The organism is Caulobacter sp. GW821-FHT11E10, assembly GCF_058808375.1.
The window spans coordinates 269,760-290,428 of the sequence record NZ_JBXARP010000003.1 but is presented as its reverse complement, the minus strand read 5'-3'; the positions used below and the strand labels follow the sequence as shown (position 1 = coordinate 290,428).

The 20,669-nt window shown below is 68.4% G+C and carries 21 protein-coding genes; 7 read left to right on the top strand and 14 right to left on the bottom strand.

Annotated features, from left to right (window positions below; translation table 11 throughout):
• Positions 1-20: 20 nt before the first annotated feature.
• Positions 21-1,787, top strand: a complete 1,767-nt coding sequence (locus tag AC1RRV_RS07410; RefSeq protein WP_492858952.1) for an ATP-binding protein — start codon at positions 21-23, stop codon at positions 1,785-1,787.
• Here the strand turns inward: AC1RRV_RS07410 and AC1RRV_RS07405 are convergent.
• The 4 genes from AC1RRV_RS07405 to AC1RRV_RS07390 form a co-directional block, all read right to left on the bottom strand.
• Entirely contained in the window at positions 1,721-2,179 is a 459-nt protein-coding gene (locus AC1RRV_RS07405; protein WP_492858951.1) for a very short patch repair endonuclease, read from the bottom strand. The two genes, AC1RRV_RS07410 and AC1RRV_RS07405, sit on opposite strands and share 67 nt — an antisense overlap.
• 9 nt (positions 2,180-2,188) lie before the next feature.
• A complete protein-coding gene (locus AC1RRV_RS07400) occupies positions 2,189-3,382 on the bottom strand; it encodes an FAD-dependent oxidoreductase (protein WP_492859235.1) in 1,194 nt (397 codons plus the stop codon).
• 22 nt (positions 3,383-3,404) lie between these two features.
• On the bottom strand, positions 3,405-4,391 hold the full coding sequence (gene cysK / locus AC1RRV_RS07395; protein ID WP_492858950.1) for a cysteine synthase A: 987 nt from the start codon (positions 4,389-4,391) through the stop codon (positions 3,405-3,407).
• Between the two features lie 71 nt (positions 4,392-4,462).
• Entirely contained in the window at positions 4,463-5,587 is a 1,125-nt protein-coding gene (locus AC1RRV_RS07390; protein WP_492858949.1) for a DNA cytosine methyltransferase, read from the bottom strand.
• Between the two features lie 47 nt (positions 5,588-5,634).
• Between AC1RRV_RS07390 and AC1RRV_RS07385 the strand changes: the two genes are divergently transcribed.
• Positions 5,635-6,072: a COG3650 family protein gene (locus AC1RRV_RS07385; RefSeq protein ID WP_492858948.1), complete on the top strand. Its 438-nt coding sequence runs from the start codon at positions 5,635-5,637 to the stop codon at positions 6,070-6,072.
• Between the two features lie 5 nt (positions 6,073-6,077).
• Here AC1RRV_RS07385 and AC1RRV_RS07380 read toward each other — a convergent pair whose 3' ends face one another.
• From AC1RRV_RS07380 to AC1RRV_RS07355, 6 genes are all read right to left on the bottom strand, one after another.
• Positions 6,078-7,355, bottom strand: coding sequence for a serine hydrolase domain-containing protein (locus tag AC1RRV_RS07380; protein WP_492858946.1), 1,278 nt, complete (start codon positions 7,353-7,355; stop codon positions 6,078-6,080).
• A 70-nt stretch (positions 7,356-7,425) separates the two neighbouring features.
• Positions 7,426-8,310, bottom strand: a complete 885-nt coding sequence (rfbA, locus tag AC1RRV_RS07375) for a glucose-1-phosphate thymidylyltransferase RfbA (RefSeq protein ID WP_492858945.1) — start codon at positions 8,308-8,310, stop codon at positions 7,426-7,428.
• Positions 8,311-8,434: 124 nt separating this feature from the next.
• Complete coding sequence (gene rfbD / locus AC1RRV_RS07370) at positions 8,435-9,298, bottom strand: dTDP-4-dehydrorhamnose reductase (protein ID WP_492858944.1); 864 nt, start codon at positions 9,296-9,298, stop codon at positions 8,435-8,437.
• Positions 9,298-10,365, bottom strand: a complete 1,068-nt coding sequence (rfbB, locus tag AC1RRV_RS07365; RefSeq protein ID WP_492858943.1) for a dTDP-glucose 4,6-dehydratase — start codon at positions 10,363-10,365, stop codon at positions 9,298-9,300. The genes rfbD and rfbB overlap by 1 nt, the downstream gene beginning before the upstream one ends.
• A gap of 106 nt (positions 10,366-10,471) precedes the next feature.
• Positions 10,472-11,314, bottom strand: coding sequence for a formyltetrahydrofolate deformylase (purU, locus tag AC1RRV_RS07360; protein ID WP_492858941.1), 843 nt, complete (start codon positions 11,312-11,314; stop codon positions 10,472-10,474).
• A 90-nt stretch (positions 11,315-11,404) separates the two neighbouring features.
• A complete protein-coding gene (locus tag AC1RRV_RS07355) occupies positions 11,405-12,040 on the bottom strand; it encodes a glutathione S-transferase N-terminal domain-containing protein (protein ID WP_492858940.1) in 636 nt (211 codons plus the stop codon).
• A gap of 114 nt (positions 12,041-12,154) precedes the next feature.
• Between AC1RRV_RS07355 and argE the strand changes: the two genes are divergently transcribed.
• Entirely contained in the window at positions 12,155-13,330 is a 1,176-nt protein-coding gene (gene argE / locus AC1RRV_RS07350; RefSeq protein WP_492858939.1) for an acetylornithine deacetylase, read from the top strand.
• Here the strand turns inward: argE and AC1RRV_RS07345 are convergent.
• On the bottom strand, positions 13,327-14,352 hold the full coding sequence (locus tag AC1RRV_RS07345) for a glycosyltransferase family 2 protein (protein ID WP_492858938.1): 1,026 nt from the start codon (positions 14,350-14,352) through the stop codon (positions 13,327-13,329). The genes argE and AC1RRV_RS07345 overlap by 4 nt on opposite strands.
• 37 nt (positions 14,353-14,389) lie before the next feature.
• Here AC1RRV_RS07345 and rfbC point away from each other — a divergent pair, with 37 nt between their 5' ends.
• The 3 genes from rfbC to AC1RRV_RS07330 all read left to right on the top strand — a co-directional run bounded on the left by rfbC (position 14,390) and on the right by AC1RRV_RS07330 (position 17,160).
• Entirely contained in the window at positions 14,390-14,953 is a 564-nt protein-coding gene (gene rfbC / locus AC1RRV_RS07340) for a dTDP-4-dehydrorhamnose 3,5-epimerase (protein WP_492858937.1), read from the top strand.
• Between the two features lie 2 nt (positions 14,954-14,955).
• A complete protein-coding gene (locus AC1RRV_RS07335; protein WP_492858936.1) occupies positions 14,956-15,882 on the top strand; it encodes an alpha/beta fold hydrolase in 927 nt (308 codons plus the stop codon).
• A 75-nt stretch (positions 15,883-15,957) separates the two neighbouring features.
• Positions 15,958-17,160, top strand: coding sequence for a threonine ammonia-lyase (locus tag AC1RRV_RS07330; protein ID WP_492858935.1), 1,203 nt, complete (start codon positions 15,958-15,960; stop codon positions 17,158-17,160).
• Between the two features lie 125 nt (positions 17,161-17,285).
• On the opposite strand, the gene bamJ is transcribed toward AC1RRV_RS07330, so the two are convergent.
• Positions 17,286-17,783 (bottom strand): BamJ family beta-barrel-assembly machinery protein, encoded by a 498-nt coding sequence (bamJ, locus tag AC1RRV_RS07325; RefSeq protein ID WP_492858934.1) that lies wholly within the window; start codon positions 17,781-17,783, stop codon positions 17,286-17,288.
• A 150-nt stretch (positions 17,784-17,933) separates the two neighbouring features.
• Between bamJ and AC1RRV_RS07320 the strand changes: the two genes are divergently transcribed.
• A complete protein-coding gene (locus AC1RRV_RS07320) occupies positions 17,934-18,809 on the top strand; it encodes a UTP--glucose-1-phosphate uridylyltransferase (RefSeq protein WP_492858933.1) in 876 nt (291 codons plus the stop codon).
• Here AC1RRV_RS07320 and queG read toward each other — a convergent pair.
• Both queG and fzlA read right to left on the bottom strand, forming a co-directional pair.
• Entirely contained in the window at positions 18,806-19,924 is a 1,119-nt protein-coding gene (gene queG / locus AC1RRV_RS07315; protein ID WP_492858932.1) for a tRNA epoxyqueuosine(34) reductase QueG, read from the bottom strand. The two genes, AC1RRV_RS07320 and queG, sit on opposite strands and share 4 nt — an antisense overlap.
• The gene (gene fzlA / locus AC1RRV_RS07310) at positions 19,905-20,591 is read right to left on the bottom strand and encodes an FtsZ-binding protein FzlA (protein ID WP_492858931.1); all 687 of its coding nucleotides are present in this window, start codon (positions 20,589-20,591) and stop codon (positions 19,905-19,907) included. The genes queG and fzlA overlap by 20 nt, the downstream gene beginning before the upstream one ends.
• Positions 20,592-20,669 lie beyond the last annotated feature (78 nt).

Below are 20,669 nucleotides of genomic sequence, written 5' to 3'. Positions count from 1 at the left end.
TCCAGGGGGATTGAGCGCCGATGAGCGCGAACACCGAGAACAGGGACGTGGCCCGCGCCGTCGCCTCGCGACGCGCCAACACGTATCTGCGCCTCGGCTCCACCCTGGCCATCGCCCTGATCCTGCATCTGTTCATCGGCATGCGCTGGGTATGGCTCTGGGCGGCGATCTACACCGCGGTCCAGCTGTTCGAAGTCTGGCAAGCGGGACGGATCCTCGATCGACCGCAACAGAACTCGAGTTTCTGGCGACGCGCCATGGTCACCGTGACGCCCTTCGTGACCTCGGCGGTGTTCGGCTTCCTGGCTATTCCGCTGTTCGCGTCGCACGAGCGCTTCGCGCCCACGCTCGGCGGGATGCTGCTGGCCGGAGCCCTGCTGAACGTCGTGGTGGTCAATGGCAGCCTGCGGGCGGCCACGTTCTCGGCGGCCGCGCCGCACGTCATCTACCTGCTGATCATCCCGATCATCGCCCGCCAGGCCAATCCCGGCGCGCCCCTGGCCAACGCCCTGTGGTTCGGCGCCTTGCTGCTGATCGCGGCGGTGACCGTGGCGGCCCGCACCCTGCGCGCGGCCCTCAAGGCCGAGGCCGACGCCAAGGAAGAGGCCGAGCGTCGCCGCTACGAGGCCGAGGAGGCCGTGGCGGCCAAGTCCGCCTTCGTGGCCATGATCAGCCACGAGCTGCGCACCCCGATCAGCGCCATCATGGCCGGCGCCGCCCGCCTGCACAGCGAGGTTCCCGAGGCCAGCTCCAAGATGCACGCCCAGCTGATCGCCGACGCCGGCGGCCTGATGCGCACCCTGCTCAACGATCTCCTGGACTTCTCGCGGCTCGAAGCCGGCCGGATGTCGGTGGAGAAGACGCCTTTCAATCTGCGCCAGACCCTGGCCGACAGCCTGCGGCTCTGGCGGCCCGAGGCGGCGCGCAAGGGCCTGCGCCTGAGGGTGGCGGGCGCCGCCAGCCTGCCGCGCTGGGCGGTCGGCGACGCCATGCGGCTGAAGCAGGTGCTGAACAACCTGCTCAGCAACGCCATCAAGTTCACCGAGCGCGGCGGCGTCACGATCAACCTGCACACGCGTCCGGACGGCGAGCAGTTGATGCTGTCCATCGATGTGATCGACACCGGCAAGGGTATTCCCGAAGCCGCCCTGCCCCGGCTGTTCACGCCGTTCGACCAGCTGAACGCCGCTGTCGTCCGCCAGCACGGCGGCTCGGGCCTGGGCCTGGCCATCAGCCGCGAGCTGGCCCGCCTGATGGGCGGTGACCTGGTCGCGACCAGCGCGCCGGGCCATGGCGCGCATTTCACCCTGACCGCGACCCTGGAACCGGCGGTCGCGCCCCATGCCGAGGCCGAGGGACCCTCGATCGCCGGCCTGCGGGTGCTGGTGGTCGACGACCATGTGGTCAATCGCCGGGCCATCGAGCTGGTGCTGCAGCCGTTCGGCGTCGACGCCACCCTGGCGGAATCTGGCGAGGAGGCCTTGGAGCTGCTCGGCTCGGAGGTCTTCGACGCGGTGCTGATGGATGTCTACATGCCCGGCATGGACGGTCGCGACACGACCCGTGTGCTGCGCGCCGGCGCCGGTCCCAACCGCAATACCCCCGTCATCGCGGTCACCGCCTCGGCCACGCCCAAGGATTGGGAGGCGTGCTTCGCCGCCGGCATGAACGCCCACGTCGCCAAGCCGATCGATCCGATCGAGCTGTTCACCGCCCTGGCTCAGGTGCTGGCGGAGGCTTCGACCGAAGACGTCGTCGACGGCGATGTCCTCTCCAGCAGGGCCTGAAGCCGCGCCGTCAGCGCCGCCTCGTCCTTGACGTCGCACTCCCAGACCACCTCGACCCGCCAGCCGGCGGCCGTCAGCGCTTTCGTCGAGCGTTCGTCGCGGGCGACATTCCTGGCCACCTTGGCCAGCCAGTAGTCGCGATTGGCCTTGGGCACGCGCGAGCCCCGCGCGCAGTCATGACCGTGCCAGAAGCAGCCATGGACGAAGACGGCCAGCCTTCGCCCCGGCATGACGACATCGGGGTTTCCAGGCAGGTCCTTGCGATGCAGCCGATAACGGGCGCCCAGACTCGTGAGGATCCGCCGCACCGCCCTCTCCGGCGTGGTGTCCTTGCTCTTGACCCTGGCCATGACGGCCGAGCGCTTGGCCTTGTCATAGACGTCAGTCGTCATCGGCGATGCTCATGGCCGCGTCTCGGGCGGGAAGCGCCCCAGGCGCAGGGTTCCCGTCAACAGCAGGACGCCCAGTTGCTTGAGGCCCGCCCAGCGGGACATCGGTGTGAAGAACCAATCCCTCATGAAAGGCCAGAACGCGCCGTGCGCCTGAAAGAGCGGCGTCAGGGCCTTGGAGACCAGCTGATAGATCCCCGTATGCCGCCGCCGATCAGCCTGCCAGGCGCTGACGGCCACGGCGGTCGGTCGATGGTCGCGGTCGAGGCGGCCAGCCAGCTCGACCGCGTCGACCAGGGCCAGGTTCGCGCCCTGCCCCAGCTGCGGACTGGTGCCGTGGGCGGCGTCGCCGATCAGGACACAGGCCTCGCGGTTCCAGCGCCCCACCGAGACGTCGCGATAGACGGCGCGGGAGAAGCCTTCCCAGCCCTTGCGGTCTTCCAGTAACGCCGCCGCCTCGGGCCACAGCGCACCCAGGCGATCGCGCCGCCAGGTCTCGAAGTCGCCGGCCAGGAAGGCGTCCAGATCCTTGATCGACACCGACCAGAAGAGGCTGACCTGATCGCTCTCGCCCTCGGCCCCGAGCCCAACCGGCAGGACGCCGCTCATGACTTCGGCGCGGTGATAGACTTGGCGAAGCGCGCCGGCGAAACGCCCGCCCGGATCGGTGGCGTTGGTCCAGACCGCGCCCCACGGATAGACCGGCGCCCGCGACCCCGGCCGAACGGCCGTCCTCAGGGTCGAGGCCGAACCGTCGCCGACGATGGCCAGGTCGAACGGGCCGAACACCCGCCCGTGCTGGTCATGCAGGAAGGGGCGGGCGGGGTTCTCGATCCGGACGACGCGGGCGTCGGTGATCACCTCGACCCCGGCCGGCGCGAGCTGGTCGTGCAGCGTGTCGAACAGCACCGCGCGATGGATGCCGACCCCATGAGCGCCGGGCCGCCAGTCGCCGTAGTCGAGGTCCATGACCCGACGACCGCGTGTATCCTTGCCCTCCAGCCGATCGACCCGGGCCCCGGCGGCGCGGATCGCGTCGTCCAGACCCAGGGCCTTCAGCGCCGCCAGGCCCGTCGGCTGCAGCAACAGGCCCGAGCCCAGAGGGCGCGGCGCCGCGAAGGCTTCCAGCAGGGTGACCTCGTGGCCTCGACGCGCGAGCGCGACGGCGGCGGCCATGCCGCCGACCCCGCACCCGACGACGCCGATGCGCAGTGGCCCCTGGGGCAGGCTACAGGCCTTCGAACAGGGCCGTGGAGAGGTAGCGTTCGGCGAAACTGGGGATGATCGCCACGATCAGCTTGCCCTTGTACTCGTCGCGTAGCGCCAGATCGAAGGCGGCCGTCAGGGCCGCGCCGGAGCTGATGCCGACCGGCAGGCCCTCGGTGGCCGCCGCGCGGCGGGCCATGGAGAAGGCGTCGTCGTTGTTCACCTGGACGATCTCGTCGATCACGCCGCGATCCAGGATGCCCGGGACGAAGCCGGCGCCGATGCCCTGGATTTTGTGCGGGCCGGGCGCGCCGCCCGACAGCACCGGCGAGGCCTCGGGCTCGACGGCGACCATCTTCAGCGACGGCTTGCGGGCCTTCAGCACCTGGCCGACGCCAGTGATCGTGCCGCCCGTACCGACGCCCGAAACCACCGCGTCGACGGCCCCGGCGGTGTCGTTCCAGATTTCCTCGGCCGTCGAGACGCGGTGCACCAGCGGATTGGCGGTGTTCTCGAACTGCTGCGGCATCACCGAGCCCGGGGTGACCTCGATCAGCTCCTGGGCGCGGGCGACGGCGCCGCGCATACCCTTTTCGGCCGGAGTCAGCTCCAGCTTGGCGCCCAGCAGCAGCAGCATCTTGCGGCGCTCGATCGACATGCTCTCGGGCATGACCAGGACCAGCTTGTAGCCCTTGGCGGCCGCCACGAAGGCCAGGGCGATGCCGGTATTGCCCGAGGTCGGCTCGATGATCGTCGCGCCGGGCTTCAGGATGCCCTGGACTTCCAGCGCCTCGATCATCGCCGCGCCGATACGGTCCTTGACCGAGGCGATCGGGTTGAAGAACTCCAGCTTGGCGACGACCTCGCCTTTGGGCTTCAGCTCGGCCGACAGGCGCGGCAGGCGGACCAGCGGCGTGTCGCCGATCGTGTCGATGATCGAGTCATAGATCTTGCCGCGACCGGCGCGCTTGAAGCGAGCGGCGTCATAGAGGGAGGAAGCGTCGTCCATCGGAGCACCCAGGAGCCTTGGATTGCGGGAAGCCAGGCACCCTAGCTCCGCGAAACCCGGCTGTCAGGAGGTCATTCGGCGGCGAGACTTGCAGTTTTGCTATCGAGCAGCGGCTCCAGCAGCGTTTGCGCCAGCCAGCGCACGACCGGGACCGCCACGCCGTCGCCGATCACCTGCAGGCCCGCCGTCTGCGAGCGCGGCAGCTGGTAGCTGTCAGGCAGACCCATCAGCCGGGCCCCCTCTCGCGGGGTGACCAGGCGCGAGCGAACCTCGCCGTTCTCGATCACCAGAAGGGTCTGGCGAGAGGAGCCGCCGCGCGGCGTGCGGAGGCAGCCCGCGACGCCGTCGAACCGAACCTCAGCCCGTTGCTGGCCGCCGCGCATCCGTCGGAAGACCGCGCCGACCGACCGGCCGCCAGCCTTGACTCGGGCTTCCACCGCTTCGCGGTGGGCCGGCGCCATCAGGGCTAGCAGGGCCTCGGTGCGTTCCGGTGGATTCCAGCTCACCGCGCCATCGGCCTCGAGCATCACGGCCAGGTCGGTGTTGCGCGCCGGTGGCGAGGGCAGGCCCCACCAGATCCAGCTGTCCTTCAGATCGTCCGGCAGGCGCGCGGCCGCCTCGCGCACGGCGCGGGTGTGGAAAGCGCTGACCCCCTCCAGGTCGCCCGTCGGCAGGCGGGTGGCCACGACGAAGACCCGAGGCCGCGACTGGGGCACGAAGGCCCCGGCGTCGATCTCCATCGCCCCGAAGCGATAGCCTTCCTCGCTGAGGACGCCGCACAAGGCGGTGAAATCGTCGCCGTGGTGCGAGGTCAGTAGGCCGACCACGTTCTCGATCACGATCACCGGCGAGGCGCGGCCCTGGGCCGACAGAGCCTTCATCAGCGTCCAGAAGCCGAAGAAGGCCGAGGACTTGCCGCCCGCCAGCCCCGCCCGCGCACCGGCCAGGCTGAAGTCCTGGCAAGGGCTGGAGGCCCAGGCCAAGTCGGCTGTCGGGAGGGCGTCCGCTGTCAAGGCGAAGACATCGCCCTCATGGAAGTGGGTTTCCGCGTCGGGGAAATTGGCGCGATAGGTCGCCGCCTTCACCGCATCGAAGTCATTGGCGAAGGCGCACGCCCAGCCCTCTCCAAGGCCGACGCGGGCCATGCCGCCGCCGGCGAAGAACTCCAGAAAGGTGGGCAGGGCGTTCCGATTCATCACGGCTGAGTCTAGCCTTGGAACCCTCCGAGGGGATAGCCAAAGACATGCGCACCATCGTCCTGATCGCCGCCATTCTCGCCCTCGCCGCCTGCGGACAGTCGCCGATGGGCTCAACCGAGCAGGCGCCGCCGCCCGCCGACGCGCCGGTGACCGTGGGTCCGGACTATTCCGGCGACTTCGACGCGGTCGGAACCGAGCCGTTCTGGAACGTGAAACTGCGCGCCGGGAGCATGACCCTGGCCCGCCCCGACCACCCAGAGGTGACCACCGCCAATCCCGGCGTGCGGGTCGATGGCGACCAGGGCGTGTTCGACGCCATGGCCGGCGAGCAGCGCCTGGTCCTGCGCCTCACGCCCGGCGACTGTTCCGACGGCATGTCCGACCGCCGCTATGGCTATCTGGCCGAGATCTGGATCGACGGCGAGACGCTGAAGGGCTGCGCCGCCAAGACCCAGGACCTCGCCGCCCAGCCCAAGCCCTAGAGCGTTCAGTCGCCCTTGGGCCCCAGATAGGTCGGCCCATAGACCGCCGCCCGGAAGTCGCGGTGCAGCGTGCCATCGAACGGGTAGGTCTGGACGTAGAAGACAGCGGTCAGCCTGTTGGCCGGGTCCACCCAGAACAGCGTCGTCTCGCGGCCATCCCAGAAGAACTCGCCGACCGCGCCGCGGTTCTCTTCGGCGGTCTGGGGCTGGCTGACGCGAACCGCGAAGTCGAAGCCGAAGCCGACCGCCCCCTTGCTGGGCAGCCACCGGCGCTCCGTGACGCGGGCGTCGAGATGGTCGGTGGCCATCAGGCGCACGGTCGAGGGCTTCAGCAGCCGGACGCCATCCAGTTCGCCGCCATTCAGCAGCATGCGCGAGAAGCGGGCGTATTCGTCGATCGGCGCGACCAGCCCGGCCCCGCCCATGGTCAGGCGGCGGCTGGGATCGAAGCTCAGAAGGCGAGTCTCGGCGTCGCTCTGCCGGACCAGCTTGCCATCCGGCCCTTTGTTATAGCTGGCCGCCAGGCGCGCGAAGGCGGCCTCGGGCTGGGTCCAGCCCGTCTCCTTCATGCCCAGCGGATCGAGAATATGGGCGCGAACATAGGCCTCGAATGACTGGCCCGACAGTTTCTCGACCAGCAGGGCCTGGACGTCGACGGCGACGCTGTAGTTCCACTGCTCACCCGGATCGAACTTCAACGGGATGGTGGCCAGGCGACGGCCGAACTCGGAAAGGTCGTTCTTGAGGTTCAGCGGGTCGGCGGCCTGGAAGGCCGCATCGGCGGGGGTGGCCATCCCGCCGTACGAGAAGCCCGCCGTGTGGCGCATGATGTCGCGGATCAGGATCGGCCGCGCGGCCGGTCGAGTCCCGCCCTTGCCATCCGACACCTTCATGTCGGCGAAGTCAGGCAGATAGCGCGACAGCGGATCGTCGAGGCCGAACTTGCCCTGCTCCCACAGCTGCATGAGGGCCACGCCGGTGACCGGCTTGGTCATCGAGAAGATCTGCACCAGCGTATCGCGGCGCATCGGCTTGCCGGCCTCGCGATCGGCCATGCCCGTCGCGCCGAAATAGCGCTCCTGGCCATCCTGCCAGACCAGGGCGGAGACCCCGACGGCGCGGCCGCTGTCGACCATGGCCTTCAGGGCCGCGTCGATGCGGGCCTTTTCAATCTTGAACGAAGCGGACTCGGCCGCGGCTGGCGCCGGACGGGCCAGGGCGGGCGTGGCCGGCGCGCATAGCGCCGCCGCCGCGACGGCGGCGAGGATGATCTTCTTGGACACGCGGCCTCCCCAACGTCGTTCTTATGACAACGTTGGACTTTGGCTCACAAAACGGCGGTTTGCCAAGCGATCAGAGGCGATCCCGCTCCTGGGAGGCGATCATCTTCAGATAGACGCCATATGGCGACTTGCTCAGCTCGTGGGCCAGGCCCAGCAGCTGCTCGGTCGAGATCCAGCCGTTCTGATAAGCGACCTCCTCGACGCAACCGATCTTCAGGCCCTGGCGATGCTCGAGCGTACGCACGAACTCCGAGGCCTCCAGCAGGCTGTCGTGGGTGCCGGTGTCGAGCCAGGCGAAGCCCCGGCCCATGCGCTCGACCGACAGGTCGCCGGCCTCGAGATAGAGGCGGTTGATGTCGGTGATCTCCAGCTCGCCCCGCGCCGAGGGCTGCAGATCGCGGGCGAAATCGACGACGCGCTTGTCGTACATGTAGAGGCCGGTCACCGCCCAGTTCGAACGCGGCTTCTGCGGTTTTTCCTCGATCGAGACGGCCTTGCCCGTCGCGTCGAACTCGACGACGCCGTAGCGCTGAGGATCGTTGACGAAATAGGCGAAGACGCTGGCCCCGGTCTTGGAGCGTTCCTTGGCGGCGCTCAGGATCCGGCCCAGGCCCGCGCCGTAGAACAGATTGTCGCCCAGCACCAGGATGCTGGGCTCGGTCCCGACGAACTCGGCGCCGATGCGATAGGCCTCGGCCAGACCGTTGGGATTGGCCTGCTCGGCATAGACGATGTTGATGCCCCACTTCGAACCATCGCCCAGCAGGCTCTGGAACAGAGGCAGGTCGCGTGGGGTCGAGATGATCATCACGTCGCGCACGCCGGCCATCATCAGGACCGACAGCGGATAGTAGATCATGGGTTTGTCGAAGACCGGCAGCAGCTGCTTGCTGATCGCCATGGTCACGGGATGGAGGCGCGTGCCCGACCCGCCCGCGAGGATAATGCCCTTCATTACGTCTTCTTCTTCAGTCCTGACGGTCGAAACCTAGAGCGGTTTTCACGCAAGCGTGAGCTCTTTCGGTCCGGGGTCGGGGTTTCAACACGATGATTTCGAAGATTTTTTGACGATGCCGGCCTCAAACGTGGCCCTTGGCCGCGAGGTAGCGGTCGAGAGCGTTCGTCCAGTCCGGCATCGCGCGCCCGATGGCGGCTTCCAGCTTGGCGTTCGACAACGCGCTATAGGGCGGTCGCCGGGCGGGGGTCGGGAACTGACTGGTCGGGATCGGCGCCACCTCGGCGGCGACACCGGCCTTGTCGATGATCGACCTGGCGAAGTCGCACCAGCTGGCCACGCCCGAATTGACCACATGATAGACGCCCGCTGGGGCCTCCAGGGCGATCAGGTCGAGGATCGCCTCGCCAGCGTCCCACGAGGCCGTGGGCGACATCACCTGGTCATCGACCACGGTCAGGCGGCCCCGCTCCTTGCCGAACCGGATCATGGTCTCGACGAAGTTGCCGCCCTTGCCGCTGGCCCCGGCCACGCCGAACAGCGAGGCGACGCGGGCGACGATGACATCGGCGTGGGCCTGGAAGGCCAGATCCTCGCCGAGAGCCTTGGTCGCGCCGTAGACATTGATCGGCGCGCGGTCGATATCCTCGGCCAACGGCTCGCGCTGGGCCTGGCCGCCATAGACATAGTCGGTCGAAACTTGAACCAGCCGCGCGCCCTTGGCGGCGCAGGCCTGGGCCAGGCGACCGGCGAAGGCGGCGTTGATCGCCTCGGCCAGAGCCGGATCCTTCTCGCAGTCGTCGACGCGGGTGGCGGCCACGCAGTTGATGGCGACGTCGAAGGACAGTTCGTCGAAACTCGCCGCCGCTGGATCGGTCGCGTCGATCTGGGCGCGGGTCACGGGAACGAGATCCAGGCCACGCCGGGTGGCCAAGGCCTGAAGGTCCGAGCCCAGCTGGCCGTTGGCGCCGAAAAGGGCGATGCGCATCAAGCCGTCTTCAGCCCCAGGCGCTGGCCGGCGTAGCGCTCACGCAGCGGCGCCCACCAGGCTTCGTTGTCGAGGTACCACTGGATGGTTTTGCGCAGGCCGGTGTCGAAGGTCTCCTGCGCCTTCCAGCCCAGCTCCGTCTCCAGCTTGGTGGCGTCGATGGCGTAACGGGCGTCATGGCCCGGACGGTCGGCGACGAAGGTGATCAGGTCGCGGCGGCTCTGGCCCGCGATCGGGCGCAGCTCGTCCAGCACGTCGCAGATCGCCTCGACCACCTGCAGGTTCGTCCGTTCGTTGCGGCCGCCGACGTTGTAGCTCTCGCCGGGAACGCCCTTGCTGGCGATCAGGTGCAGGGCGCGGGCGTGGTCCTCGACGTGCAGCCAGTCGCGGACATTGTCGCCCTTGCCATAGACCGGCAGCGGCTTGCCCTCGAGGGCGTTCAGGGTGACCAGCGGGATCAGCTTCTCGGGGAAGTGATAGGGCCCGTAATTGTTGGAGCAGTTGGAGACGACCACCGGCAGGCCGTAGGTGTGATGCCAGGCGCGGGCCAGGTGGTCGGACGAGGCCTTGGAGGCCGAATAGGGCGAGCGCGGATCGTAGGGCGTGGTCTCGGAGAACAGGCCTTCGGCGCCCAGGCTGCCGAACACCTCGTCGGTCGAGATGTGGTGGAAGCGGAAGCTTTCCTTCTCCAGCCCTTCCAGGCTCAGCCAATGCTCCAGCGCCGCCTGCAGCATCACATACGTGCCGACGATGTTGGTCTGGACGAAGTCACCGGGGCCGGTGATCGAGCGGTCGACGTGGCTCTCGGCGGCCAGGTGCATGACGACGTTGGGCCGGAAGGCCTTCATCGTGCGCGAGACCATCGCCGCGTCGGCGACGTCGCCCTGGACGAACTGGTAGTCGGCCTTGCCTTCCAGCATGGCCAGGCTGTCCGGCGAGGCGGCGTAGGTCAGCTTGTCGTAGTTGAGGATGGCGACGTCGTTCTGGCCGGCCAGGTGGCGGCAAACGGCCGAGCCGATAAAGCCCGACCCGCCGGTCACCATCACGCGGAGATTTTGCTGCGACATGCGCTGGAAAGCTTTCGGCCCTCGGGGAAGAGCCCCGTACTCCAGTTTTTAGTGTACGCGCAACAGCTCGGGCCAGAACCCGGGCCGGAACCCGGGTACGTGACCTTTAGTCCGTGAACACCACCGTCTTGCGGCCGTTCAGCAGGACGCGGTCCTCCAGGCGGTAACGCAGGGCCCGCGCCAGCACGCGGCGTTCGATGTCCCGGCCCTTGCGGATCAGGTCCTCGGGCGTGTCGCGATGGCTGATGCGCTCGACGTCCTGCTCGATGATCGGGCCCTCGTCCAGGTCGCCCGTCACGTAGTGGGCCGAGGCCCCGATGACCTTCACGCCCCGCGCATGGGCCTGGTGATAGGGCTTGGCGCCCTTGAAGCCCGGCAGGAACGAGTGGTGGATGTTGATGCAGCGACCCTGAAGCTTGGCCGAGAGGCCGTCCGACAGCACCTGCATGTAGCGGGCAAGCACGACGATGTCGGTCTTGGTGTCCTGGATCAGCTTCCAGAGGTCGGCTTCCTGCTCGAACTTGGTCTCCTTGGTCACCGGCAGATGATGGAAGGGCAGGCCGGTCAGGTCGACGTGCTCATAGGTCTCGGCCGGGTGGTTGGAGACGATGCCGGCGATATCCATCGGCAGCTCGCCGATGCGCCAGCGATAGACCAGGTCGGCCAGGCAGTGGTCGAACTTGCTGGCCAGCAGCAGGACGCGATAGCGCTCGGCGCGGGCGCGCAGGGACCACTTCATCTTCAGCGCCGTGGCCAGGTCGCCGAACTCACCGCGCAGGCCGTCGTGGTCCACGCCATCGGCGTCGAAGACGACGCGCATGAAGAACTGACCGGTCTCCTGGTCGTCGAACTGCTGAGCGTCGAGAATGTTGCAGCCGCGCTCGAACAGGAAGGCGGAGACCTTGGCGACGATGCCGCGCTGGTCGGGGCAGGAGAGGGTCAGGATCATGGTCCGTTCCCTCTAGAGAACAGCGCCGCCGAAGAAAAGCGTTCGAACGCCCGAGGCGAGGTTGATTTTCCCCGGCCAGCCGGAGTTTTCCTAAACCTTAGGCACGGCCATGCCCTGCTGCACGGCGGGACGGGCGCCCATCACCGCGAGCCAATTCTCGACGGCGGGCACGCCGGGATCGCTGTTCGGGTCGGCCTTGGCCATGGCGTCGATCACCGCCTTGGCCCAGCTGTAGCTGGCGATATCAGCGATCGAATAGTGCTCGCCGGCGATCCAGGGATGGTCGTTCAGCCGCCGGTCCAGAACGCCCAGCAGGCGCATGACCTCGCCGCCGAAGCGCTGGATCGCGGCTGGGATCTTCTCCTCGGCGCGGATGGCGAAATAGCCGTATTGTCCGGCCATGGGCCCGAGGCCGCCGACCTGCCAGAAGGTCCATTCCAGCGCCGCCCAGCGCTCGGAGCCCTCCGGCGCCAGGAATTGACCGGTCTTTTCCGCGAGATAGACCAGGATCGCGCCGCTCTCGAACACGGCCTGAGGTCCGCCGGGGGCGTCGTTGTCGACGATGGCCGGGATCTTGTTGTTGGGCGAGATGGCCAGGAAGTTCGGCTCGAACTGCTGATCCTTGGACAGGTCCACCGGATGGACCCGATACGGCAGGCCGACCTCTTCCAGCATGATCGAGGCCTTGCGGCCGTTGGGCGTGGTCCAGGTGTAGAGGTCGATCACGGGGCGTCTCCCAGGAACGCTTCGGCTGCGCTTTTCGCGATCAACAACGCATGGGAGCGCGATCTTGCTGCGCCCGGGTAGGCGAGGCAGGGAGAACGGGTCTAGGTTTCCCGCATGATTTCCTCATCCGAAGTCCTGTCCGACCGCGCCGTCGACATCCTCGCGACCCTGGTGGCGTTCGACACCACCTCGCGCCGCTCGAACCTGGAGCTGGTCCAGTGGGTCGAGGCCTATCTGGCCCATCTCGACATCCCCTCGCGGCGGGTGCCGAACGCGGACGGGACGAAAGCGAACCTGATGGCCACCATCGGCCCCGCCGTCGAAGGCGGGATCGTGCTGTCCGGCCATACCGATGTGGTGCCGATCGACGGCCAGCCCTGGTCCAGCGACCCCTGGGTGCTCACCGAGCGCGACGGCCGGCTCTATGGCCGCGGAACCTGCGACATGAAGGGGTTCCTGGCCCTGGCCCTGGCGGCCGCGCCGGACCTGGCCAAGGCGACGCTGTCCAAGCCCGTCCACCTGGCCTTCTCCTATGACGAGGAGGTCGGCTGCCTGGGCGCGCCGGACATGATCGAGGTCATCGCCACCGACCTGCCCCGCCCGGCGCTGGTCGTGGTTGGCGAGCCCACCGACATGGTCGCCGTCCGCGCGCACAAGGGCATCGCCAGCTTCAAGGTCACGGTCACCGGTCGTGAGGCCCATTCCAGCCTCACCCATCTGGGCGTCTCGGCCAACATGGTCGCGATCAAGCTCATGGCGATGTTGGTCGAGCTCTCGGAGAAGCTCGAGCGCGAGGCCGACCCGACCTCGCCCTTCATGCCCAAGGGCGCGACCCTGACCATCGGCCAGGTCAATGGCGGCACCGCCGTCAACATCCTGGCCCGCGAGTGCGTGTTCATCTTCGACCTGCGCACGCCGGCCGGCCTGGACCCGCTGGGCCTGCTGACCGACTTCTTCGCCGTCGCGGCCGCGATGGACGCCCAGATCAAGGCCAAGGCCCCCGAAGGCGGCGTGCTGGTCGAGCGCCGCTCGCTGACCCCAGCCTTCGCGCCCGAGGAAAACGGCGTCGCCGAGGCCTTTGCCCGCAAGCTGGCCGGCGACAACGGCCCCGCGCGGGTCGTGCCCTACGCCGCCGAGGCCGGGCAGTTCCAGGGGGCGGGCTTCTCGACGGTGATCTGCGGTCCCGGCTCGATCGACCAGGCCCACCAGCCGGACGAATATGTCGAGATCAGCCAGATGCAGCGCGGCGCGGCCTTCATGCGCCGGCTGATCGAGGACCTGTCGGTCTAGAGCCCGCGCGCTTTGCGGATCACGAACCGCCGGCCGATGAAGGCGGCGGGATCGATCGACATCACCCGCAGGATCGCGCTTGGCGAGACCTTGCGCCTGGCCTGGATCGCGCGGCGGTCGGCCAGGACCTCGTCGAGGTCCTCCCGTTTCAGCGCCGCCTTGATGCCCCGGATGGCCGGGGCGACGTCGCCGCGCCGCCAGTGGAGCAGCAGCAGGCCCGCCGTCACCGCCACATGCAGCGGCAGGGTGACCGGGAACAGCCAGCCCGGCGTGTTCTTGACGAAGGTCCAGACCCGGTTGCGCGAGCCGTGGAAGATCGAGAAGTCCGAGCGGACACCGGTGCTGGCCGATCCCACATGGGCGACCTTGGCCTTGGGCAGCAGCAGGGTTGGCTGACCGAAGAGCCGCAGGCGGTAGCCCAGATCGACATCCTCGCAGTAGCAGAAGTAGCGTTCGTCGAAGCCGCCGACCTCGAGGAACAGCGCCCGGTCGATCAGCATGGCCGCGCCGCAGGCCGAGAACACTTCACCCTCGGGCAGGTTCGCCGGCTGCTTTCGGCCATACCCGCCCCGGAACGGTATGCCCGCGCTGGTGACATTGTCGCCGGCCCCGTCCAGCAGGCCGGGCTGGTCGGCCGACAGCTGCAGCGAGGCGAAGCTCTTCACGGTCGGATGACGCCCGGCCCCGGCCATCAGCTGTTCCAGCCAGTCGGGCTCGGCATAGGCGTCGGGATTGAGCAGGACCAGCCAGCGCCCCTTGGCCCGCCGGGCCGCCAGGTTGTTGCCGGCCGCGAAGCCCAGATTGGCGCCCGCCTCGACGAAATCGACCCATGGATGGGCCTTCGCCGCCGCCTGGGGCGCGCCGTCGGTCGAGGCGTTGTCGATCAGGATCGTCTCGAAATCACGGAAGGTCTGGGCCGCCAGACGGGCCAGGCATGGCGCCAGGGTCGGGCCGCTCTGGTACGAGACGATCACCACGCTGACCGCCGGGCCGGTCTTGTCTTCCATCGTGTCAGGCGGCATCGGTGGTTCGTTAGTTCCAAAAAGCGAAGTACGCGTCATGAAGATCACGCCGCTGGCGATCCCCGAAGTGCTGCTTATCACGCCCGCGCGCCATGGCGATGAGCGCGGCTGGTTTTCCGAGACCTTCCGGCAGTCGGCGCTCGAGGAGGCTGGATTTAGGGCCGCCTTCGTGCAGGACAACCACGTCCGCTCGACCACGCGCGGCATCCAGCGCGGCCTGCACTACCAGCGGCCGCCGCACGCCCAGGACAAGCTGCTGCGCTGCGTGGTCGGGTCGATCTTCGACGTGGCGGTCGACATCCGCAAAGGCTCGCCGACCTACGGCCACTGGGTCGGGGCCGAACTGTCGGCCGAGAACCGCCAGCAGCTGCTGGTCCCCAAGGGTTTCGCCCACGGCTACGTCACCCTGACCGACGCCTGCGAGGTGCTCTACAAGGTCACCGACTACTACGCCCCGGCCGCCGAGGGGGCGGTGCGGTGGAGCGATCCGGCGCTCGGCATTGAGTGGCCGATCCCGGTGTCGGAGATCACCGCCAACGACCGCGACAACGCCGCGCCGCTGCTGGCCGAGATCGACTCGCCGTTCATCTACCAAGGCTGACGATGACCCCGTTCACCGACTTCTTCTGGACCTCGCACGAAGGCCTGCCGCTGCACGCGCGGGACTACGGCCCAATGGGCGTTTCTGGCGGCGAGACCCAGAAGCTGCCGGTGATCTGCATCCACGGCCTCACCCGCAACGCCCGCGACTTTGAGGACCTGGCGCCGCGCATCGCCGCTACGGGCCGGCGTGTCCTGGCTGTCGATGTGCGCGGCCGGGGCCTGTCGGCGCGGGATCCGAACCCGATGAACTATCATCCGGGGACCTACGCCGCCGACGTGGTCTCGCTGCTCGCCGCGGCCGGGATCGAGCGGGCGGTGTTCGTCGGCACCAGCATGGGCGGCTTGATCACCATGGTGTTGGCCTCGTTCAAGCCCGAGGCCATCGCCGCCGCCGTGCTGAACGATGTCGGCCCCGAGCTGTCGCCCGTGGGCCTGGCCCGCATCGCCCGATATGCCGGCGGGGCCAGCCGGTTCGAGACCTGGAACGAGGCTGTCGCCTACGCCAAGGCGATCAACGAAACGGCCTTCCCCGCCTATGGCGCGGAGGACTGGGACGTCTTCGCCCGCCGCCTGTTCGACGAGCAGGAGGGCGGCTTCGTCCTGGCCTGTGACCCCGACATCGCCGCCCCGATCAAGGCGGCGGCGGAAGCGGCAGCCCAAATGGCCGCGAAGACCGAGGCGGATGGCGGCGCGGCGCTGGCCCCGCCCGACATGTATCCGCTGTTCCGGGCGCTGGCCAAGGACCGCCCGCTGCTGCTGGTGCGCGGCGCGATCTCGGACCTGGTCGACCCGGCCATCGCCGAGCGCATGCGCGCCGCCGCCCCCTCCATGGCCTATGCCGAGGTCCCCGGCGTCGGCCACGCCCCGATGCTGACCGAACCGGAAGCGTGGGCGGCGATAGAAAACCTGCTGAACGAAGCGCCTTAAGAGACGTGCCCAGAGGGCTTGGCCGTGTTAGAGGCCGCGCCACGGCTCGTTCTCGCCGCGACAGATGTGGACACCATGACCCTCGACCTCGCCGCCATCCAAGCCGCTGCCGGCCGCCTGAAGGGTCAGATCGAGCGCACGCCGTGCCGCCACTCCAAGACCCTGTCGAAGATCACCGGCGCCGAGGTCTGGGTGAAGTTCGAGAACCTGCAGTTCACCGCCGCCTACAAAGAGCGCGGCGCGCTGAACAAGCTCATGCTGCTCTCGGAAACCGAGAAGAAGCAGGGCGTCATCGCCGCCAGCGCCGGCAACCACGCCCAGGGCCTGGCCTATCACGGCGCCCGTCTCGGCGTGCCGGTCACCATCGTCATGCCCCGCACCACGCCGTTCGTGAAGGTGCAGCACACCCGCGACTTCGGCGCGACGGTGATCATCGAGGGCGAGACCTATGACGACGCCAACGCCCACGCCCGCAAGCTGCGCGACGAGCAGGGCCTGACCTTCGTCCACCCGTTCGACGACTACGACATCATGGCCGGCCAGGGCACGATCGCCCTGGAGATGCTCGAGGACGAGCCGGACCTGGAAGTCCTGCCCGTGCCGATCGGCGGCGGCGGCCTGATCAGCGGCGTGGCCACGGCGGCCAAGGCGCTCAAGCCCGACATCCACATCATCGGCTGCGAGCCGGCGATGTATCCGTCCTTCACCGCCAAGATGCGCGGTGTCGCGGCCCATTGCGGCGGCCAGACGATCGCCGAGGGCGTGGCGGTCAAGAAGGTCGGCGACCTGACCTATGGCGTCGCCCGCCCGCTGATCGACGACGTGCTGCTGCTGGAAGAGCCGCACATCGAGCAGGCCGTGGCGCTCTATTGCAACGTCGAGAAGACCATCGCCGAAGGCGCGGGCGCGGCGTCGCTGGCGGCGCTGCTGGCCTATCCGGAACGCTTCCGGGGCAAGAAGTGCGGCCTGATCCTGTGCGGCGGCAATATCGACACCCGCCTGCTGGCCTCGGTGCTGACCCGCGAACTGGTCCGCGCCCAGCGCCTGATCAGCCTGCGGATCATCGGCGACGATCGTCCGGGGCTGCTGTCGACCGTGGCCCACGTGATCGGGTCGATGGGCGCCAACATCATCGAGGTGAACCACAACCGGCTGGCCCTCGACGTCCCGGCCAAGGGCGCGGAGTTCGATATCACCATCGAGACCCGCGACGCCCAGCACACCCAGGAAGTCATGGATGCGCTGCGCGAGAGCGGTTACCCGCCGCGGGTGGTTTGACCTGAAGATCCTCCCCCTCGGGGGAGGTGGCCCAGAGGGCCGGAGGGGGCAGCGCGGCCTAAGCCGCATTAGCCCCCTCAGTCGCTCCGCGACAGCTCCCCCAAGAGGGGAGCATCTATCTCCGACTATTCCTTCGGCTTGCCCGGGCCCAGGCGGTTCACGCCCAGGAGCTCGATGCGGAAGATCATCACGCTGTTGGCGGGGATCGGACCCTTGTCTTCCGCGCCATAGCCCAGGGCCGGCGGCACGTAGAGGATCCATTCGTCCCCGGCCTTCATCCGCTGCAGGGCGATGATCCAGGCCGGCACCAGGCCATCCAGCGGGAACACCGCCGGCACGCCGCGCTCGTAGCTGCTGTCGAACACCGTGCCGTCCAGCAGCTTGCCCTCGTAGTGGACCTTGACCTCGTCGGCCTGGGTCGGGTGCTGGCCGCCCTGCGGTCCCTCGCGCACGACCTTGTATTGCAAGCCCTGGGGCAGGGTGACGACGCCCGGTTCCTTGGCGTTCTTGGCCATGAAGGCGTCGGCGATGGAGAGGTTCTCCTGCGCCTCCTTGCTGGGCCCGCAGGCGGCCAGGGTCAGGCCTGCGGCGGCGAGGGTGAGAAGCAGAGCGCGGCGTTGCATTGGGCGGACCTCGGACGAAACAGGCCGTCCAGCTAGCACGGACCGCCTCGAAATCCACCTCGGTAGGTTTCCGGGAACCGCCGAACAATGGTGGCGTTCGGTCGCGACGCCTTCTAGAAACAGCCTCCCGAACATCGAGACGAGCCGCTCATGAAACCCGTCCGCAAAGCCGTTCTTCCCGTCGCCGGCCTGGGCACCCGCGTGCTGCCCGGCACCAAGACGACGCCGAAGGAACTGCTGAACGTCGTCGACCGGCCGATCCTCTCGTACATCGTCGAAGAAGGCCGCAAGGCCGGCATCGAGCACTTCGTCTTCGTCACCGGCCGCTCCAAGGGCGCGATCGAGGACTATTTCGACCATCAGGTCGAACTCGAGGCCCAGCTGGAGGCCAAGGGCAAGCTCGATATCCTGAAGCAGCTGCGCGACGAACTGCCCAAGCCCGGCGAGATGAGCTTCGTGCGCCAGATGCAGCCGCTGGGCCTGGGCCACGCGGTCTGGTGCGCCCGCGACATCATCGGCGACGAGCCGTTCGCGGTCATGCTGCCCGACGTCATCGTCGACGCCGATCCTTCCGCCCTCGGCCAGCTGATCGAGGTCTATGACAAGGTCGGCGGCGGCAACGTCATCGGCGTCGAGGAAGTGCCCGCCAGCGAGACGCACAAGTACGGCATCGTCGCCCCGGGCCAGATCGACGGCCGCCTGGCCACCATGACCGGCATGGTCGAGAAGCCGCCTCAGGGCACGGCGCCCTCCAACTGGTCGATCGCCGGCCGCTATGTCCTGCAGCCCGAGATCTTCGACCTGCTGGCCGAGCAGGAAAAGGGCGCGGGCAACGAGATTCAACTGACCGACTCGATGGCCAAGCTGATGAAGACCCAGGCCTTCCACGCCTATGTCTACGAGGGGATCACCCACGACTGCGGCGACAAGATCGGCCTGCTGAAGGCCAATGTGGCCCTGGCGTTGAAACGCCCGGACCTGGGTGCGGCGGCGCGCGCGGCGGTGGAAGCGGCGCTGAAGGCCTAGGCCCACTCGGCGAGGACGACCGCATCGTCCTCCGTCGCTTTGAGCGCCAGCGCGGCGTCACCGACCAAGCGCCGCGCGGCCCACACGGCCGCGCCACGCACCACAAGCGCCGGATCCCGCAGCAGCGGCTCGACCACCGCCATCAGGCTCGCGTCCCCGCTGTTGCCGATCGCGTAGAGCACGTTGCGCACGAAGCGGTCTCGGCCGATCCGCTTGATCGGGTTCTTCGAGAACAGCGCCCGGAATTCCGCGTCATCCAGCACCGCCAGCTCGGCCAGCGTCGGCTGTCGCAGTTCCTCGCGAGCCTGAAGCTTCGCCTCGTTCGACAGCGACGCGAACTTGTTCCACGGACACACCGCCAGGCAGTCGTCGCAGCCATAGATCCTGTTGCCCAGGGCGGGCCGGAACTCCGTCGGGATCGGTCCGGCCAGCTCGATGGTCAGGTACGAGATGCACCGGCGCGCATCCAGCTGATGCGGGGCGGGGAAGGCGTTGGTCGGGCAGATGTCGAGGCAGGCGCTGCACGAGCCGCAGTGATCGACCTCCGGCGCGTCCGGCGGCAGGTCCAGGGTGGTCAGCACGCTGCCCAGGAACAGCCACGAGCCGAACCGACGCGAGACGAGGTTGGTATGCTTGCCCTGCCAGCCGAGTCCGGCGCGCTCGGCCAGCGGCTTTTCCATCAGCGGCGCGGTGTCGACGAAGACCTTCACGTCCTGGCCAAACCGGCGGTGCATCCAACCGGCCAGCACCTTCAGGCGCTTCTTGATCACGTCGTGATAGTCGTCGCCCTGGGCGTAGACCGAGATGGCGGCGTGGTCCGCGCGGGCCAGCGCCTCCAGCGGATCGACGTCGGGCCCGTAATTTACGCCCAGAACCACCGCCGACCTGGCCTCGGTCCACATGGCGGTCGGGTGAGCGCGCCGGTCCAGCGTCTCCTCCATCCAGCCCATGGCGCCGTGTCGCTCGGCCTCGACGAACTCACGCAGCCACTCGCCGTTCGGCCAGGCCGCCGCGGCGTCGGCGAAGCCGCAGGTCGAGAAGCCCAGGCTCAGGGCCTCGGCGCGGATCTCGTCCTTGATGGCGTCGGGTGAAAGTTCAGAAATCGAGGTCGTCATAGTGCGCGGCCGGCGCGAGGCCGGGCCAGCGGTCGGCCAGGATCGGCCGGAAGCACGGCCTCGACTTCAGCTTCATGTACCAGGTCTTGGCGGTCGGGAAGTCCTTCCAGGGGACATCGCCGAAATAGTCGATGACCGACAGGTGCGCGGCGGCGGCGAAGTCGGCCAGGCTCATGCGCCGGCCGGCCAGCCAGTCGCGGGTCTGCAGGAGCCCTTCGATATAGCCCAGATGCATGCGCAGCGCCTCGCGGCCCTGGCGCAGGGCGGCCAGATCAGGTGCGCCCATGCGCAGCAGGCGCTTTTCCATCTTCTCGTGCAGGACGAAGCCGTTGACCTCGTTGTCGAACTTGCGGTCGAACCACTGCAGCAGGCGGCGGGCCTCGGCGCGCTCGGCGGGATCGCGGCCCAGCAGCGGCGGTTCGGTCTCCGTCTCCTCGATGTGCTCGAGAATGGCCCGCGTCTCGCAGACCACCAGGTTGCGCTGATTGCGGGTCTCGACCAGCACCGGCGGCAGGCCCGACGGGTTCAGACTGGAGAATTCGGGCGGCATTTCCCAGTAGCGGACCTGGATCTCGAGGAACGGCAGCCGCTTCTCGCCCAGCGCAAGACGCACCTGCCGCGAGGAGGGGTCCAGGGGGAAATGGTGAAGGGTGCGTTCGACGCTCATGCCCAGGTGTGCTCAGGCTGCATCGAAAGAGCGATGCGCCGCTTTGCTTAACAACAGATTGCCGAACGGCGTTTAGTC

What these genes read in the sequence shown, in the direction of transcription:
- AC1RRV_RS07410 (WP_492858952.1), top strand. Translation starts at nt 21, where the DNA reads ATGAGCGCGAACACCGAGAACAGGGACGTGGCCCGCGCCGTCGCCTCG.
- AC1RRV_RS07405 (WP_492858951.1), bottom strand. Translation starts at nt 2,179, where the DNA reads ATGACGACTGACGTCTATGACAAGGCCAAGCGCTCGGCCGTCATGGCC.
- cysK (WP_492858950.1), bottom strand. Translation starts at nt 4,391, where the DNA reads ATGGACGACGCTTCCTCCCTCTATGACGCCGCTCGCTTCAAGCGCGCC.
- AC1RRV_RS07390 (WP_492858949.1), bottom strand. Translation starts at nt 5,587, where the DNA reads ATGAATCGGAACGCCCTGCCCACCTTTCTGGAGTTCTTCGCCGGCGGC.
- AC1RRV_RS07385 (WP_492858948.1), top strand. Translation starts at nt 5,635, where the DNA reads ATGCGCACCATCGTCCTGATCGCCGCCATTCTCGCCCTCGCCGCCTGC.
- rfbA (WP_492858945.1), bottom strand. Translation starts at nt 8,310, where the DNA reads ATGAAGGGCATTATCCTCGCGGGCGGGTCGGGCACGCGCCTCCATCCC.
- rfbD (WP_492858944.1), bottom strand. Translation starts at nt 9,298, where the DNA reads ATGCGCATCGCCCTTTTCGGCGCCAACGGCCAGCTGGGCTCGGACCTT.
- rfbB (WP_492858943.1), bottom strand. Translation starts at nt 10,365, where the DNA reads ATGTCGCAGCAAAATCTCCGCGTGATGGTGACCGGCGGGTCGGGCTTT.
- purU (WP_492858941.1), bottom strand. Translation starts at nt 11,314, where the DNA reads ATGATCCTGACCCTCTCCTGCCCCGACCAGCGCGGCATCGTCGCCAAG.
- argE (WP_492858939.1), top strand. Translation starts at nt 12,155, where the DNA reads ATGATTTCCTCATCCGAAGTCCTGTCCGACCGCGCCGTCGACATCCTC.
- AC1RRV_RS07345 (WP_492858938.1), bottom strand. Translation starts at nt 14,352, where the DNA reads ATGCCGCCTGACACGATGGAAGACAAGACCGGCCCGGCGGTCAGCGTG.
- rfbC (WP_492858937.1), top strand. Translation starts at nt 14,390, where the DNA reads ATGAAGATCACGCCGCTGGCGATCCCCGAAGTGCTGCTTATCACGCCC.
- AC1RRV_RS07335 (WP_492858936.1), top strand. Translation starts at nt 14,956, where the DNA reads ATGACCCCGTTCACCGACTTCTTCTGGACCTCGCACGAAGGCCTGCCG.
- AC1RRV_RS07330 (WP_492858935.1), top strand. Translation starts at nt 15,958, where the DNA reads ATGACCCTCGACCTCGCCGCCATCCAAGCCGCTGCCGGCCGCCTGAAG.
- bamJ (WP_492858934.1), bottom strand. Translation starts at nt 17,783, where the DNA reads ATGCAACGCCGCGCTCTGCTTCTCACCCTCGCCGCCGCAGGCCTGACC.
- AC1RRV_RS07320 (WP_492858933.1), top strand. Translation starts at nt 17,934, where the DNA reads ATGAAACCCGTCCGCAAAGCCGTTCTTCCCGTCGCCGGCCTGGGCACC.
- queG (WP_492858932.1), bottom strand. Translation starts at nt 19,924, where the DNA reads ATGACGACCTCGATTTCTGAACTTTCACCCGACGCCATCAAGGACGAG.
- fzlA (WP_492858931.1), bottom strand. Translation starts at nt 20,591, where the DNA reads ATGAGCGTCGAACGCACCCTTCACCATTTCCCCCTGGACCCCTCCTCG.